Genomic DNA, 14,289 nt, shown 5'->3' with positions numbered 1-14,289 from the left:
TTTTTAACAAAAATACCTTTTGACATACCGCTCAACAATACGTATAAAATGCAAATATTAAGTACCGTACGTACTCACCTCGAACTAGAGTTGTTCCAACAAAGCCTTATTTTCTTCTACCCAAACAGAAAGGGTGTCTATTTGCGAATTCAATTCCAACTTCTCTATGATATTGGCGCGATGCTTTTGAACCGTTCGGATCGAAATTGTTAATCGCTCACTAATTTCCCTTGAACTTAATCTCTGAGATATGAGCCGCAAAATAGTGCGCTCCGACGGCGTGAGGTAACTGATTTTCTTTAAATCCATCTTTAAGTCATGCTCCTTAATGGCTGTGATTTTCGGACTAAAATACGTTCCTCCCTTTAATATCAATTGAATCGCTTGGTTGATAACCTCCGCTTTTTCATCCTTAAGTAAATACCCAGAGATGTTAAATTGTTGCGCCATCAAAACGTACGACTTCTCCGCATGGTACGACAAAAGCAAAAACTTGGTTTGTAATTGCGGAATTTGCCCAGCTTTATTAATTATTTCAAAAGCATTTAAAAAAGGCATTTCGATATCCAGTATCGCAATCATCGGATTCTTCTCAACTAAAAGCGTAAAAGCATCGGTGCCGTTCAAAGCAGTTCCTAGAACAGTATGACCAAATTCTTCCAAAGCAGTCTTGAGACCGTTTAACAACACCGGATGGTCGTCGGCTAAAATCACTGAGGTTTTTACATTCATCTCAAATTTAATTAAGTGGTACGTTTGCTTTTAATAGGGTATATTCATTCGGAACACTTCGAATAGTAAATATTCCACTTAAAATTTTAATCCGTTCTTCCATTGTTTTTAAACCAAGGTGTTGCGTGTTATTTATTTTTTCTTTCACCACAAATCCAACTCCATTATCTTCAATACTTATACTGATATTTTTATCTTGTTTGCTCACCAAAATATCTACTTCCGTAGCTCTTGAGTGTTTCAAAATATTATTCAAACTTTCCTGAAAAAAGCGGTATAAATTCAGTTCTTCTTCATAAGTCAGCAAACCATCAATGGCTTCAATTTTATGGGTGAAGAAAATCTGAGATTGCTCGTCGATCCGATTAATCAAATCTTCCAACGTAGCTTTTAACCCCAGTTGTTTTAACAATACCGGATGCAATTGCCGTGTAATCGAGCGCATTTCTGTGAGTGCATTTTCAATTTGTACCGTCATGGCTTCTTGCGCTTCTTTTTGCGATGTTTGTTTTAACAAAATGAGTTGCTGACCCAAACTATCGTGTAAATCGCGCGAAATCTTGGTGCGCTCCTCTTCTTGGGTTTGCAATAAGTGTCGCGAGAACTGTTCTTGTAATTTTTGTTCTTTTCGTGCCTGCCGCTGTTTAATTAACAAAAGCGTTATTCCAATTACAGAAATTGCGGCAATTACAGCAATATAGAGCAGTCTTTCCGATGCTTTTCGTTTCGCATCCAGCAAGTCTAAATCGGCCTGTTGTTTAGAAATAATTTTATCTCTTTTTTCGGTTTCGTATAGCGTCTGATAATAACTCAAACCATTTGCCTTTTGTACGTCCATTATCGAATCTTTTAGATGCGTGTAGGCCAGATGCGTTGTTAAGGCATTTCTATAATCGCCCAGTTTTTCTAAAACTTGCACATATTTTTTTTGAGCCGACATCAGATTCTCCCAATCGTTATTCGACTTGTTGTTTTTGATTTGCTCTTGCAGCAACCGTTTCGCCTTGGTCCAATCTGCTGCGTAAATCGACTGTGCAGTCAAGGCACCTAAATATGAATTTTTGTGGTAGTCGTTTTGCCCAGGAAACTCTTTATGAAAAGTGGCGAAGTACGCAGCGGCTTCTTCCGGTCGATCGAGCTCGTAAAGCTTCGTGGTTAACTCCAGCAATGCTATCGGAACCAAAATATTGGCATTGGGCGTTTTCTTTGCCTCGGCCATTGCTGTTTTATAATTTTCAACTTGTTGTTTCAAATTACCCGTTTTTCCCTCGTCGGTGCCTTGGTTAAAATAGAGTATGGCCTTCGTAAACGTGTCAATGCTTTTGTCTTTAAATAAAAATGCGCGCTCTTTCTTGGCTTCTTTTATGAAATTATTTTTGCTGTATAATGTCGCCAATTCTGAACGTGCCGAATAAATTGCTTTATTGTCTTGGAGTTCTTCAAACACGCGAAGCGATTTTTGTAATTCAATCGAAGCTTTTGCAAATTCACCTAAACTTCCTAGAGGCCAGGACAAGTACAAACGAGCAAAGCCTTCAGACCTTTTGTCTTTCGAATCAACAAATATTTTTAGCGCTTTCTCAATGTACGGAATCGCCTCTTTGCTCTTGCCGGTGTAGTACAACGATTCGCCGTAATACATATATACGTTGCCTAAATCTTTGGCATAAACGCCTTTTTTGTCCATTTTAAAAACCTGTTGCGCATAGGGTTCGGTGGCTTCGGGCGTGCCTTTAGAAGTATTGTAATAGCTCATTAAAAACGTGGTTTTATGAGCCAACGAAACATTGTCTTTAAGTTTTTTGGATAAAGCGATTCCTGCTAAAGCGTACGCTTCAAAATCTTTCGGATAGCCTAGTTTTTCACCATACTTTATAATAGAATCGTAAACCAGTAACTTTTCTTTTGAATTCGATTTAGTAAGGAGTTGTTTTTTAAAAGTAGCATAACGTGTCGAATCCGTTTGTCCCCAAGCGATAACCGTAAACAGCAGCAAGAAATAGGTAATTATCTTCATCTATTTTTTAACATTTAACAGGCTAATTTATCGAAATAATTAGGAAATAAATCTACGTAGCATACGTAAAAAGTAGTAAATCAGACACTCAGCATCGATTTTAGCTCAAACTACTAAGTGCCTAAGAACTTTCGACGGCAGTTTTCAGATTTTTATATTGGTGTTTTCTGCGCCAAAAATTCGTTGTAAAGTACGTTTCGTTGCCAGCGCTGGGCACGCCATTCGCTGCCTCTGATAGCTATCGCGGTAACGCTCGTCAACTGCCGTTCGCAGCAGGATTTTCGCTGCTGTCGTTTATCTGATTAGCATAGACGTTGTTCCTTTACATTGCAATTTGATTTTACAATTAATTGATTTTAAGCGGTCTGACAAAAAATTTTAATCAAATAAAGGTGTTTAGTAGCTAATCCCGCTATTCGTTACAAGTCCGCGGCGCCGCAGGGGTTTGCACAGCTGTTTGGCTTGGCTTCCGGTGGTCGCCAGCAAAACCGCGTGCGCACACCTTGCTGCACCTGTGGGCTTTTCACTGCTATCGGGGCTAGGTAATACGTTACTAAAAATTCGTAGAAAAATACCTATAAGTAGGTAGTTTTTTAATGAATTAAATCTTTACTTTCGAGATTTATGAAAAGATTAAATTTTGCTTTTAGTTGGTTTGCCAAAAGCATAGGAAACTTAGCCAGTTCCCCCGTATTTACAAACGGGGGGCTATTTTAAATTGGAGTGTATTCAATTGGTTTTACGAAATATGCAGGAGGTGGAGATTTTTAATTTTTATAAGTTTGTAATAGTTTAAAAGTTTCTCGGATTACTCCAAAGTAAAGTACTTAATATTAAAATTACGTTATAAAAGGCTATTCATTAACAAAAGAATGTAAGTTTGTATAATTTGATGAAAAATCACAATGATAGATATTAATTTAAGATTTCAATTAGCCTTGTTTGGTAATTATGAGGATATATCGCCAAAACCAGATACTTTAAAGTATTTAATAGATGCTTTCGCAGATAGGGAGCTGATACCTACAACGGTGCAAGAGCTTGATTTGGTCAATCCATTAAACCCAATTAATAGATTGAGCTTAAAATCAACTGACGAAGTTTGGAGTATAGATTTTGGAGCAGATAGAATTGATATTCAGAAAAATAACAAAGACATCGGTGTAGTTACGATGGGGGATTTCAAAGAGTTTTTAGAAGAAGCAAAAATAATTGTTGAATTAATTGATAAAAGATTTCCAAAAAAGCATAACCGGCTCGCTGTTGTATCTAGATACTTGTTAAAAAAAATGACAAGTAAAGAAATGTCGGAGTTGTTTTACAAAAATGTTAATACCATAGAAATTTTTAAAGTTAACGAGCCGATAGAATGGAATAATAGAGTTGTGACAAGAGTGAAGAAAAAAATATCGGAAAACGAAGAAATTATAAATATTGTAGCTGATTTTAATAGAATAAAAGGTAACTTATTTATTAATTCAAATAATGAAATCATCGACAGGGCTGAGTTACGGTTTGACATAAATACGTATCAAGGGACAACTGACTTCAGATTTGAGTTCAAAGATCTTATTTCGTTTGTCGATCAAGCTGCTAGCATAGAAGATAAATTACAACAAGATTACATCAATTTGTTAAGATAATTATGACAAATTCAAACATATTATTCGAGGAAAAAACAAAAGACGCCTTACAATGGATTCTTGCCGACTCAGATCCCTTTCAAGAACTTAAAAAGAGAAAAAGCTTGAAAAGAAATCAATTTGATTTTTTCATCAATGAGAGCAATGTTACTGACCATAATTTCATTTATGAACTTTTAACTCCAACGATTGACAGTGCCAGTTCTTCGGAGAATAAAATTAATGGTAACAGAGAAGAGCATTTAAGAAAAATATTTACTCCTAAATTCCTAACCTTAATTAAGGAGGAAGATTTTGAATTTGGTTTCACATCAAGAAGCGAAGAATTAATTAGAAGTCAATTGAAAATAAATGCGCTGGCAACTAGAAATTGGCTGAATGAAATATTTATTAATTATTTTGACAACGAAGTTGTTTTAATTGGATTACTTAGAGTTATTAGTCGTTTTGAAGAAAATATTATCTTTCCGCAGGGTCAAACTATTGCTCTAGCTGCTTTATCACATTCTAATGATGAAATTAAGGAATTAGGAATTAGATCTTTTGAAAAATGGTGTTCAGTGGACAGTTTGAATATTTTGAGAAAATTAAATCTAAACAGCTCCTGGTTACAAGAGTATGTTAATGAAGTTATAACTGACCTTGAGGAGCAACTATGTCTTTCTTAGTGCGAAAAATAAATAAAGCTAAATGGTATCAGATTGATATTATGCAATCTGATGAAGTTTCTGCTGACGCTATAACAAATTGTTTAAAGACAACAAAAAACACATTATCTGTTTGGCATATTGAAACAGAAGAAGATCTTGAAAAAGCTGTTTTAGCCATCGTAGCTAATCAGGACCATCTTGATACAATAGATGTCGTTATTTTAGATGAGCCGTCTCTAACGAATTATCATTTAAACATCGTCGCATCTCCAGGGGAAACACCCGTTGCAAGTTTAATTCAAGCACATAGAGACATCGCCGAATTAAGTTTTTCCAAGCTTGGTTATGTAAAAGAGCATATTGTTCAAAGAATTCGCAGCCATAAATTAAAGCGATATACTGTAAGTTCACTAAAAAAGATTTTGACGAGCGCAATTAATGAGGGGCTTTTAAAAAAAGAGGATCTTACTGAATCAATACGTCAAAAAATATAAAGCTAGGCTTCAAGGAGTCTATTTAATAGTGGCTATTCAGTATTTAATTCAAGTCCCGATTTTTTGTTCCTCCTTTCGCAAATTCTCTGTTTGAAAGTTGTTTTAAAAGCCCCGCCAAGAGTAATTTCAAAAATCAGTACAATGAGAATTAAAAAACTATTTACGAGCTTTTTCCTTATCATAACATTAGCCATTTGTTATGGACAAAAAAGTAAAACTAACTCTGAAACACGACGATTTATAGACGATGCAGATTTCACGCAAATAAATAAAAATTGGAACTTAACTGCCGACTTTAAATCCGGACTCGGTGAAATTGTTTCCTTTTTTCCTGTTGAAGCAATTGATCTAAAAACAGGTCAAAAAGTAAAGTCACTACAAATGGATATGACCGTTTTATATCAGGTTGCTGGTCGAAGTTATAATTATTTTAAATCATCGTGGATTGATTTGGGTGAAGTAGAGGAATTTATTATTTTCCTTGAGCAATATGTAATTCCTAATCTAAGAGATAAGGCAGAAAAAAAACAATCTACAACGTACATTTTCAATTCTAAGGAAATAACATTTAGTTTTCACATTCAACAGAATTCAAGAAGAATTTCTATATATCTCAAGGATAATGGATATACAGATTACGAGCACTACTTTTGGACAGAAACACAAGTTAGTAAAATTCCTGATTTATTGAACGTTTTAAAACAATTAAAGTAGCAAGTATTAAATGTGATAACTGCGATTCAGTTTTTTTACACGGTATTATAATCAAAGGATTTCACAGAAAAATACGTTAATTTTTTAAAAGAATTTCGAGCACTAATTTTCGCGGTAAGGACAGCAGCGTCATCCTTTTGCCGAAGGTACGAAGGCAAAAGATACAGCGAATGGCCTGACGGCGGTTAGGTTTTTCCAGCGAACGTGTACCGCCGGACCGCCCAAATCAATGTAATAATTTTGCTTTTAAATCGGCGTAAGTGCTAATGCGCTCGAATTTTTTCTCCAAATTCAAAAGTTTTTGAACCGCAACTGGGTAGCTGAGCGTGATTTGCAAAGTATCTTCGACCACCTCGGGGAATTTAATCGGGTGTGCCGTTTCTAAAAATATTCCGTAATAATCGGGATGTGTTTTTTGGAAAGCCTGTAAACCCAAATAGCCTACAGCGCCGTGCGGATCGGCCACATAGCCAAACGTATCGTATAAATCCCGCATGGCCACTTTCGTTTCGGCATCGGTAAACGCAACCGCCGAAAACAACTGCGCGAGCGCGTCGCCCGGAAACAACTCCAAAACACGAACAAAATTGCTCGGTATGCTTACGTCCATGGCGTTCGAAATTGTGGGAATGGTCGGTTTCGGATCGAGTTCGTTTGTTTGCATGTACCGCGGAACGGTATCGTTAACATTCGTTGCCGCTACAAAATGCGCAATAGGCAATCCCATTTTCTTGGCAATCATGCCCGCGCAAATGTTTCCAAAGTTCCCGCTCGGAACACTTACGGCAAGCGACTTCTTTTTGTCAGCTGCGGCGTAGGCTAAAAAGTAGTACATCATTTGAGGCAACCAGCGCGCTACGTTAATCGAATTCGCCGAGGTGAGTCCCAAATCTTTAAAATCCGAATCTAAAAATGCGCGTTTAACCATTGCCTGACAGTCGTCGAAACTACCGGCAACGGCGAAAGCTTTTACGTTTCTTCCCAGAGTTGTCAATTGCCGTTCTTGAATGTCGCTCACTTTTCCTTCCGGATATAAAATAGCCACTTCAATTCCCGAAACGCCTAGAAACCCGTCGGCAACCGCGCCACCGGTGTCGCCAGACGTAGCCACCAAAACTGTGTTGTGCACTGAGGTTTGCTTTTTGTTGAAGTAGGCGAGGCAGCGCGACATAAACCGAGCGCCAACGTCTTTGAACGCCAGTGTTGGTCCGTGAAAAAGTTCGAGAACTGCGGTCTTTTCGTCTAGTGACACCAACGGAAAATCAAAGCACAAAGTTTCGGTAACGATTTGCAGCAGCGAGGCATCATCGATTTCAGGTGCTACAAACGGACGAATTACTTCAAAACCAATTTCTTCTTTGGAAAGCTTTGCTATGTTTTCGAAAAAAGAAGCGGGCAATTGCGGAATATCCGTAGGGAAATAGAGTCCGTTATCCGGTGCTAATCCGCGTCTAACGGCGGTTTCAAACGATACGGCTTCACCGCCTTGTAAGCTGCGATAGTTCATTTTATATTAGTTCAGTGCCTTTGGCGTTAACTTGTGAAATAAATACGTCGGCTTCGACATTGTTGAGCATGTAGCTTAATTTCCAGGCGCGACTTACCTCTTGTGCGCTAGCTTTGCCTTCGCAGAGTGCATAAATCGACGGTCCGGAACCGGAAATACCAACGCCGAGGGCACCCGATTTCAGGGCCTCGCTTTTGGCTAACGAAAACAATGGGATTAGTTTTTCGCGGTGTGGTTCGGCGATGACGTCTTGCGTAGCGCGTCCGAGCAGCAAATAATCTTTTGTATGCAATGCGTGTACAAATGCTGCGAGGTTTCCGGATTGTTGTACCGCGGTTTTCAGAGGGAGTTGCGCGGGTAAAACGGCACGCGAATCGGCTGTGCGCAGTTCGATTTTTGGGTGTACCAGCGTAACATATAAATCTTCGGGCGCATCAATTCGCAATACTTCCAGCGGATGATATCCTTTTACAATGGTGAATCCACCGAGTAGGGCAGGAGCCACGTTGTCGGCGTGAAAAGCTTTGCTGGCCAATACTTCGCCTTGCATCGCAAACGGAATTAAATCGCGCCGGTGCAAAGGTGTTCCCAGCAGTTTATTAATGCCGTAAACCGCTCCCGCGGCACTTGCGGCCGAGCTTCCAATACCGCTGCCGGGTTTAATTTTCTTGTCGATTTCAATTTCAAAGCCAACTTTGGGTTTTAAGAAATTAAGAAGCGAAACCGCCGCAACACCCGCAACGTTTTGTTCGACTTCCAAAGATAAATCGGCACCAGAAATGCGTTTGATGTGCACGCCGGGCTCGTCGGAAATGCGAATGGTCATTTCATCGCCAACGCCTTTTAAGCATAATCCCAAAACATCGAAGCCGCAGGATAAATTGGCAACGGTAGCCGGACAAAAAACTTGTACTTCTTCAAATTTAGACATTGGCAATACGAATTACATCGGCAAAGATACCCGAAGCAGTTACAGCTGCACCAGCTCCGGCACCTTTTATGATTAAGGGTTGATCTACATAACGATCTGTGTAAAACAAAACAATGTTGTCTTTGCCTTGCAAATTATAGAAGTCGTGCGTGGCCGGAATTTCCTGTAAACCAACTTTTGCTTTTCCGTTTTCAAATTCGGCTACGTATTTCAAGCGACAACCCTTTTCAGCAGCTTTTCGGTACAAATCGGCAAAATGGGAGTCGTGTTTTTTAAGCGATTCAAAAAATGCAGGAACGCTGGTTGTCTTCAAACATTCGTCGGGCAAAAACGAAACGTTATCAATGTCTTCAATTTCCATCGCATAGCCGCTTTCGCGAATGAGGATGAGAATTTTTCGCGCTACGTCGATGCCGCTGAGGTCTATTTTGGGATCGGGTTCGGTAAAACCTTGTACGCCTGCTTCCACCACAATATCGTGGAAATTATTGGTTTCGTTGAAGTTGTTGAAAATGAAATTCAAACTTCCGCTCAAAACGGCTTGTATTTTATTGACTTTATCGCCGCTGGTAATCAAATGCTTTAAGGTGTCGATGATCGGTAAGCCCGCGCCCACGTTGGTTTCAAACAGAAATGGTGCGCTGTATTTCCGTGCAAGCGCCTTTAAACGACTGTAATTTCCGTACTCGGAAGCACACGCAATTTTGTTGCACGTAACTACGGCGATGTTCTTTTCAAGATAGTTGGCGTATGTTGCTGCAACCAGTTCGCTTGCGGTGTTGTCAACAAAAATGGCGTTTCGCAGGTTGGCATCGATGGCTTTAGCGATGAACTGCTCCAAATCGGCAGTTTTTCCTTCTTCCAATTTGTTTTTCCAGTCTTTAAGCGGAATTCCATCTAAATCGAAGTACATTTTTCGCGAATTCGAAATGCCTACCAATCGCAAGTTTATTTTCAATTGCTCGCGCAGGTATTTGCGTTGTTGCGTGAGCTGTTCCATGAACTTCTCGCCGACATTGCCCACGCCCATAACAAATAAGTTTAGTTGTTTGGTATTGTCTTCAAAGAAACGTTCGTGTAAGGTGTTGAGTGCTTTATTGACGTCTTTGTCGCCAATAACCACCGAAATGTTCCGCTCTGACGCGCCTTGAGCAATAGCGCGAATGTTTACGTTGTTTTTCCCCAAAGTAGAGAACATTTTCCCGCTAATTCCTTGGTGATTTTTCATTTTCTCGCCTACAAGCGCTACGATACTCAAGTGCGTCTCTACGATTGTAGGATCGATTAACGACTGCGCAATTTCGATTTGAAACGCTTTATCGATGGCTTGCTTGGCAATTTTGGCTTCGACTTCGGTAATTCCTACACAAATCGAGTGTTCTGAGGACGCTTGTGTAATAAAAATAGCGCTAATGTTTTCCTGCGATAACGCTTCGAACAGTCGTTTTGAAAAACCAGAAACGCCCACAATTCCGCTGCCTTCCACGGTTAGTAAAGCAATGTTTTGAATGTGCGTGATTCCTTTAATCGGATTGGCATTTCCTTGAATTTGGTCGGAAATACGCGTTCCCGGATGTTCAGGTTCGAAAGTGTTTTTGATTAGAATCGGTATCGATTTATTCAACACCGGTTGTATGGTTGGCGGATACAGAACTTTCGCGCCAAAATGCGATAATTCCATCGCTTCGTGGTACAATATTTCGCTAATCGGAAGTGCTTGTTTTACAATTTTCGGATTCGCGGTGTACATGCCGTTAACATCGGTCCAGATTTCCAAGACTTCTGCCTCGAGCGCGGCTGCGACAATGGCTGCGGTGTAATCAGAACCGCCTCTGCCTAAAGTAGTTGTATGTTTTTCGTGAGAGGAAGCTACAAAACCGGGCAGCAAATAAATTCCGTCGGATTTTAGTGCTTTTTGAATTTGGTAATTGGTGATTTCGAAATCCACTTTTGCCTTACCAAATTTACTGTCGGTTGTAATAATATTCCGACTATCGACGTACACCACGCGATCGAGCTGTTGCTGCAAAGCTTTCGCGATAATTGTCGACGACATGAGTTCTCCCATGCCCGAAATGGCATCTGAAGTACGATCGGATAACTCGCCTAGTAAAAACACGCCTTTGAGTAGGGTTTCTAGTTGGTCGAAATGTTGGTGTAAAGCAGCTTCGGCTTCCGATTTTAAGGGTTGTTGTAACAGGGCATCTACAGCTTCGAGATGCTTACTCTCTATTTTGCGAATCTCCGTTTCGTACAGTTTCAAGCCTTGTGCCGCCAATTGTGCCGCATTGAGCAATAAATCGGTAACACCTCCCAGTGCCGAGACCACCACGGCCAATTTCTTTGTTTCTTGCTTCTTAACAATGTCGATTACCAATTGAATATTTTGCGCATTGGCAACCGATGTTCCTCCGAATTTTAGCACTTTCATAAGCGTTGTCCTAAGTTTGTAACTTTTCAAAAATAAAATAATAGTTGTATGCCTAAAATCCTTTTAAAACTTTTACGAATTTGTTAAATTTAAGTAGAAAATAAGATCTGTTTGTTATAATAATAAATTTTTAATAGCCGGAAATTACCAGATTACGAACGGCTTGAAAAATTTTCGGTGCGTAATAGCATAAAAACTCCTTAAAAAATTTGCAGCATGCATATTAATACAGACTTTTGGAATAGAGAATTTACTATGGAATCTATACATTACATCAGTTCGAAAACCCTTACTATTGCTCAGGTTGTTCATATTATTGAGAACGATTTAACCATCGATCTGTCTGAAGAAGCAAAGGGGAATATCAATAGAAGTAGAAATTATTTAGATGAGAAGCTCCGCAACAGCGAACAACCGATTTATGGAATAAATACCGGATTTGGTTCGCTTTGTAATGTGAAAATATCCGATGCCGACTTATCGACTTTACAAGAAAATCTAGTAAAAAGTCATGCTTGTGGCTTGGGGAAACACGTTCCGTTGGAAGTTATTCAACTGATGTTGTTGTTTAAAATTCAGTCGCTTAGTTATGGAAATTCAGGCGTGGCGATTGAAACGGTTGAGCGTTTGGTGCAGTTTTACAATGCGAAAGTCTATCCCGTTGTTTACGATTTAGGATCATTGGGCGCATCGGGCGATTTAGCTCCGCTGGCGCATCTGGTTTTGCCGTTGTTTGGCGAAGGTTCGGTGTGGTTTGAAAACGAAATTTACGCTTCCGCAGAAATTAATGCGCGTATGGGTTGGGAACCTATTCGATTGCAAAGTAAAGAAGGTTTAGCGCTGTTAAACGGCACGCAATTTATGGTGGCGTACGGCGTATATGCCATTATAAAATCGTCTCGATTGAATTATCTCGCCGATTTGATTGGCGCTATGTCGCTAGATGCATTTAACGGCCGTATAGAACCGTTTCACGAACTCATTCATTTAGCCCGACCACATAAAGGGCAAATCGAAACGGCGGCACGTGTACGTTCGTTTCTGAGCGATAGTATTCAGATGCAAAATTCGCCTAAACAGGTTCAGGATCCGTATTCTTTTCGCTGTATTCCGCAGGTGCACGGTGCATCAAAAGATGTCTTAGACTATGTGAAAAAAGTGTTTAAGACGGAATTGAATTCGGTTACCGACAACCCAAACATCTTTGTGGATGAAGATTTGATTCTGTCGGGTGGAAATTTTCACGGACAACCCTTGGCGATGGCGCTCGATTTTCTTGCGATTTCGGTTTCCGAACTGGGAAGTATTAGCGAGCGACGTATTTTTCAGCTCATTTCCGGATTGCGCGAATTGCCTGCGTTTTTAGTGGAAAATCCGGGTTTAAATAGCGGATTTATGATTCCGCAATATACCGCGGCAGCCATCGCAAGTAAAAACAAGCAATTGGCAACTCCGGCCAGTGTCGATAGTATTGTTTCCAGCAACGGCCAAGAAGATCACGTATCTATGGGTGCGAACGCTGCGGTAAAAACGCTCGAAATTATTGAAAATGTAGAGCGCATTCTCGCTATTGAATTGTTTAATGCGAGTCAGGCGCTTTTGCTTCGTAAACATCAAACCGGAACTGCTTTAGAAGCCGTGTTGCGCGATTTCAGAACCTTAGTTCCGAAAGTAGAGAACGATATCTACATGCATGAAGCTATGGTAAGCAGTGTTCGTTTTATTCGAAATCTCAAAATCGACGAATCGCTATATAATTAACTATGAAAATTTTATTGTCTCCGTCAAAGAGTTTGTTAGAAGCGGGTGAATATCCGAATTTTGAATACAGCAGTCCCCAGTTTTTAACGAAGTCAAAAAAAGTTAACCAAGCGCTTAAAAAGTTAAAGCCAACGGATTTAGTGGCGCTTCAAGATATTTCCGACAAGTTGGCCGAACTCAATTACCATCGAAATAAGTCGTTTAAACCGCCTTTTTCTTCCGAAAATGCACGTCCGGCTATTTTTAGTTTTAGTGGCGATGTGTACGACGGTTTACAAGCACACACGCTATCTACTGAAGTGCTTTCTCGACTTAACGAGCGCATTATGATTTTGTCTGGTTTGTATGGAATTCTAAAACCATTCGATTTCATGCAGCCGTATCGGTTGGAAATGGGAACTTCACTCGGGGTAGGGGAAGCCAAAAATTTGTATGAGTTTTGGAAGAAGGATGTAACCGCTTACGTAAAAAAGCAGCTTTTGAAAGAAGAGTTATTGGTTAATTTGGCGAGTAAAGAATATGCCTCGGCGGTCGATTTAAAAGCCTTTAAAACGCAAGTAGTGGAAGTTGATTTTAAAGATTTTCACAACGGGCAACTTAAAATGATTTCTTTTTTTGCGAAGAAAGCTCGTGGCATGATGGCGCGTTTTTTAGTTGAAAGCGAAGCGGAAACTTTAGACGACATCAAACTTTTCAATTCGGAAGGTTACGCCTTGGATGAAGCTTTATCAAACGGAAATAAGCTCGTTTTTACCCGATAGATTTTTTCTATATCACCAATTTAAAATAATGCTTTTCAGAATCTTAAACAAGATTACTTGAATAAAAACTATAATCTAATCCAATTTTTGAGAATTTGCATTCCGTGTTCGCTTAAAATGCTTTCAGGATGAAATTGAACGCCAAAGACAGGTAAATTTTTGTGCTCGAAAGCCATGATGGTTCCGTCGGAAGTTTGAGCAGTGATTTGCAGTATTTCGGGAAAATTGGTTGGTGAAGCCGCCCAAGAATGATAGCGCGCTACGTTGAATGTTTTTGGAAGCTCGCGAAAAAGCTTGTTTTCCTGCGTTTGCGCCATTAAATCAGCATAGCCGTGGTGTACCTGAGGTAAGTTGATTAAACAGCCTCCAAAATGCGTCACAAGCGCCTGTAGTCCCAAGCAAACACCTAGAACTTTTTTGGTGGTAACGATCTCCGAAATAATCGGAAGTAAATTCCCGGCATTTTCCGGAAGTCCTGGTCCGGGCGAAAGCACTACACAGTCGTGTGTATTTAGTAGATGGCGGTATGGTTCGTCGTTTTTCAGAACCGTAACTTGGCAATCGAGCGCTTCAAAGTAGTGAACAAGATTGTACGTGAAGCTGTCGTAAGAATCAATGAGTAATACTTTAGTCAAAGTGATTTAAAAA

General features: G+C 39.8%; 12 protein-coding genes. 6 read left to right on the top strand and 6 right to left on the bottom strand.

Annotation, left to right across the window (positions count from 1 at the left end; all coding sequences use genetic code 11):
* Positions 1–84 precede the first annotated feature (84 nt).
* Both ACOVQQ_RS07680 and ACOVQQ_RS07675 read right to left on the bottom strand, forming a co-directional pair.
* Entirely contained in the window at positions 85–732 is a 648-nt protein-coding gene (locus ACOVQQ_RS07680; protein WP_421817684.1) for a response regulator, read from the bottom strand.
* Positions 733–739: 7 nt separating this feature from the next.
* Positions 740–2,749, bottom strand: a complete 2,010-nt coding sequence (locus tag ACOVQQ_RS07675) for an ATP-binding protein (RefSeq protein ID WP_421817683.1) — start codon at positions 2,747–2,749, stop codon at positions 740–742.
* Between the two features lie 905 nt (positions 2,750–3,654).
* On the opposite strand from ACOVQQ_RS07675, the gene ACOVQQ_RS07670 reads away from it, so the two are divergent.
* The 4 genes from ACOVQQ_RS07670 to ACOVQQ_RS07655 all read left to right on the top strand — a co-directional run bounded on the left by ACOVQQ_RS07670 (position 3,655) and on the right by ACOVQQ_RS07655 (position 6,250).
* Positions 3,655–4,392: a hypothetical protein gene (locus ACOVQQ_RS07670; RefSeq protein ID WP_421817682.1), complete on the top strand. Its 738-nt coding sequence runs from the start codon at positions 3,655–3,657 to the stop codon at positions 4,390–4,392.
* Positions 4,393–4,394: 2 nt separating this feature from the next.
* Positions 4,395–5,060 (top strand): hypothetical protein, encoded by a 666-nt coding sequence (locus ACOVQQ_RS07665; RefSeq protein WP_421817681.1) that lies wholly within the window; start codon positions 4,395–4,397, stop codon positions 5,058–5,060.
* Positions 5,048–5,536 carry a hypothetical protein gene (locus tag ACOVQQ_RS07660; protein ID WP_421817680.1) on the top strand — a complete coding sequence of 163 codons (489 nt, stop codon included), beginning with the start codon at positions 5,048–5,050 and terminating at the stop codon, positions 5,534–5,536. Before ACOVQQ_RS07665 ends, ACOVQQ_RS07660 begins: the two co-directional genes overlap by 13 nt.
* Before the next feature lie 141 nt (positions 5,537–5,677).
* A complete protein-coding gene (locus ACOVQQ_RS07655; RefSeq protein WP_421817679.1) occupies positions 5,678–6,250 on the top strand; it encodes a hypothetical protein in 573 nt (190 codons plus the stop codon).
* A gap of 226 nt (positions 6,251–6,476) precedes the next feature.
* Here the strand turns inward: ACOVQQ_RS07655 and thrC are convergent, their stop codons facing one another.
* Genes thrC through thrA form a run of 3 tightly spaced genes read right to left on the bottom strand, consistent with a single transcriptional unit; the run spans position 6,477 to position 11,119 of the window.
* Positions 6,477–7,757, bottom strand: a complete 1,281-nt coding sequence (gene thrC, locus ACOVQQ_RS07650) for a threonine synthase (RefSeq protein ID WP_421817678.1) — start codon at positions 7,755–7,757, stop codon at positions 6,477–6,479.
* Position 7,758: 1 nt separating this feature from the next.
* A complete protein-coding gene (locus tag ACOVQQ_RS07645; RefSeq protein ID WP_421817677.1) occupies positions 7,759–8,688 on the bottom strand; it encodes a homoserine kinase in 930 nt (309 codons plus the stop codon).
* Positions 8,681–11,119, bottom strand: a complete 2,439-nt coding sequence (thrA, locus tag ACOVQQ_RS07640; protein ID WP_421817676.1) for a bifunctional aspartate kinase/homoserine dehydrogenase I — start codon at positions 11,117–11,119, stop codon at positions 8,681–8,683. Before thrA ends, ACOVQQ_RS07645 begins: the two co-directional genes overlap by 8 nt.
* 255 nt (positions 11,120–11,374) lie before the next feature.
* Here thrA and hutH point away from each other — a divergent pair, with 255 nt between their 5' ends.
* Entirely contained in the window at positions 11,375–12,880 is a 1,506-nt protein-coding gene (gene hutH, locus ACOVQQ_RS07635; RefSeq protein ID WP_421817698.1) for a histidine ammonia-lyase, read from the top strand.
* A gap of 2 nt (positions 12,881–12,882) precedes the next feature.
* Positions 12,883–13,641: a peroxide stress protein YaaA gene (gene yaaA, locus ACOVQQ_RS07630; RefSeq protein ID WP_421817675.1), complete on the top strand. Its 759-nt coding sequence runs from the start codon at positions 12,883–12,885 to the stop codon at positions 13,639–13,641.
* Positions 13,642–13,709: 68 nt separating this feature from the next.
* On the opposite strand, the gene ACOVQQ_RS07625 is transcribed toward yaaA, so the two are convergent.
* Positions 13,710–14,276: an anthranilate synthase component II gene (locus ACOVQQ_RS07625; protein ID WP_421817674.1), complete on the bottom strand. Its 567-nt coding sequence runs from the start codon at positions 14,274–14,276 to the stop codon at positions 13,710–13,712.
* Positions 14,277–14,289: the final 13 nt, after the last annotated feature.

The organism is Flavobacterium sp. (assembly GCF_049240005.1).
Lineage (GTDB): Bacteria > Bacteroidota > Bacteroidia > Flavobacteriales > Flavobacteriaceae > Flavobacterium.
The sequence above is the reverse complement of the archived record's forward strand: the minus strand, read 5'-3'. Positions and strand labels throughout refer to the sequence as shown.

Coding starts and splice junctions, on each gene's coding strand:
- thrC (WP_421817678.1), bottom strand. CDS start 7,757: ATGAACTATCGCAGCTTACAAGGCGGTGAAGCCGTATCGTTTGAAACC.
- yaaA (WP_421817675.1), top strand. CDS start 12,883: ATGAAAATTTTATTGTCTCCGTCAAAGAGTTTGTTAGAAGCGGGTGAA.
- ACOVQQ_RS07675 (WP_421817683.1), bottom strand. CDS start 2,749: ATGAAGATAATTACCTATTTCTTGCTGCTGTTTACGGTTATCGCTTGG.
- ACOVQQ_RS07680 (WP_421817684.1), bottom strand. CDS start 732: ATGAATGTAAAAACCTCAGTGATTTTAGCCGACGACCATCCGGTGTTG.
- ACOVQQ_RS07645 (WP_421817677.1), bottom strand. CDS start 8,688: ATGTCTAAATTTGAAGAAGTACAAGTTTTTTGTCCGGCTACCGTTGCC.
- ACOVQQ_RS07660 (WP_421817680.1), top strand. CDS start 5,048: ATGTCTTTCTTAGTGCGAAAAATAAATAAAGCTAAATGGTATCAGATT.
- ACOVQQ_RS07655 (WP_421817679.1), top strand. CDS start 5,678: ATGAGAATTAAAAAACTATTTACGAGCTTTTTCCTTATCATAACATTA.
- ACOVQQ_RS07670 (WP_421817682.1), top strand. CDS start 3,655: ATGATAGATATTAATTTAAGATTTCAATTAGCCTTGTTTGGTAATTAT.
- hutH (WP_421817698.1), top strand. CDS start 11,375: ATGGAATCTATACATTACATCAGTTCGAAAACCCTTACTATTGCTCAG.
- thrA (WP_421817676.1), bottom strand. CDS start 11,119: ATGAAAGTGCTAAAATTCGGAGGAACATCGGTTGCCAATGCGCAAAAT.
- ACOVQQ_RS07665 (WP_421817681.1), top strand. CDS start 4,395: ATGACAAATTCAAACATATTATTCGAGGAAAAAACAAAAGACGCCTTA.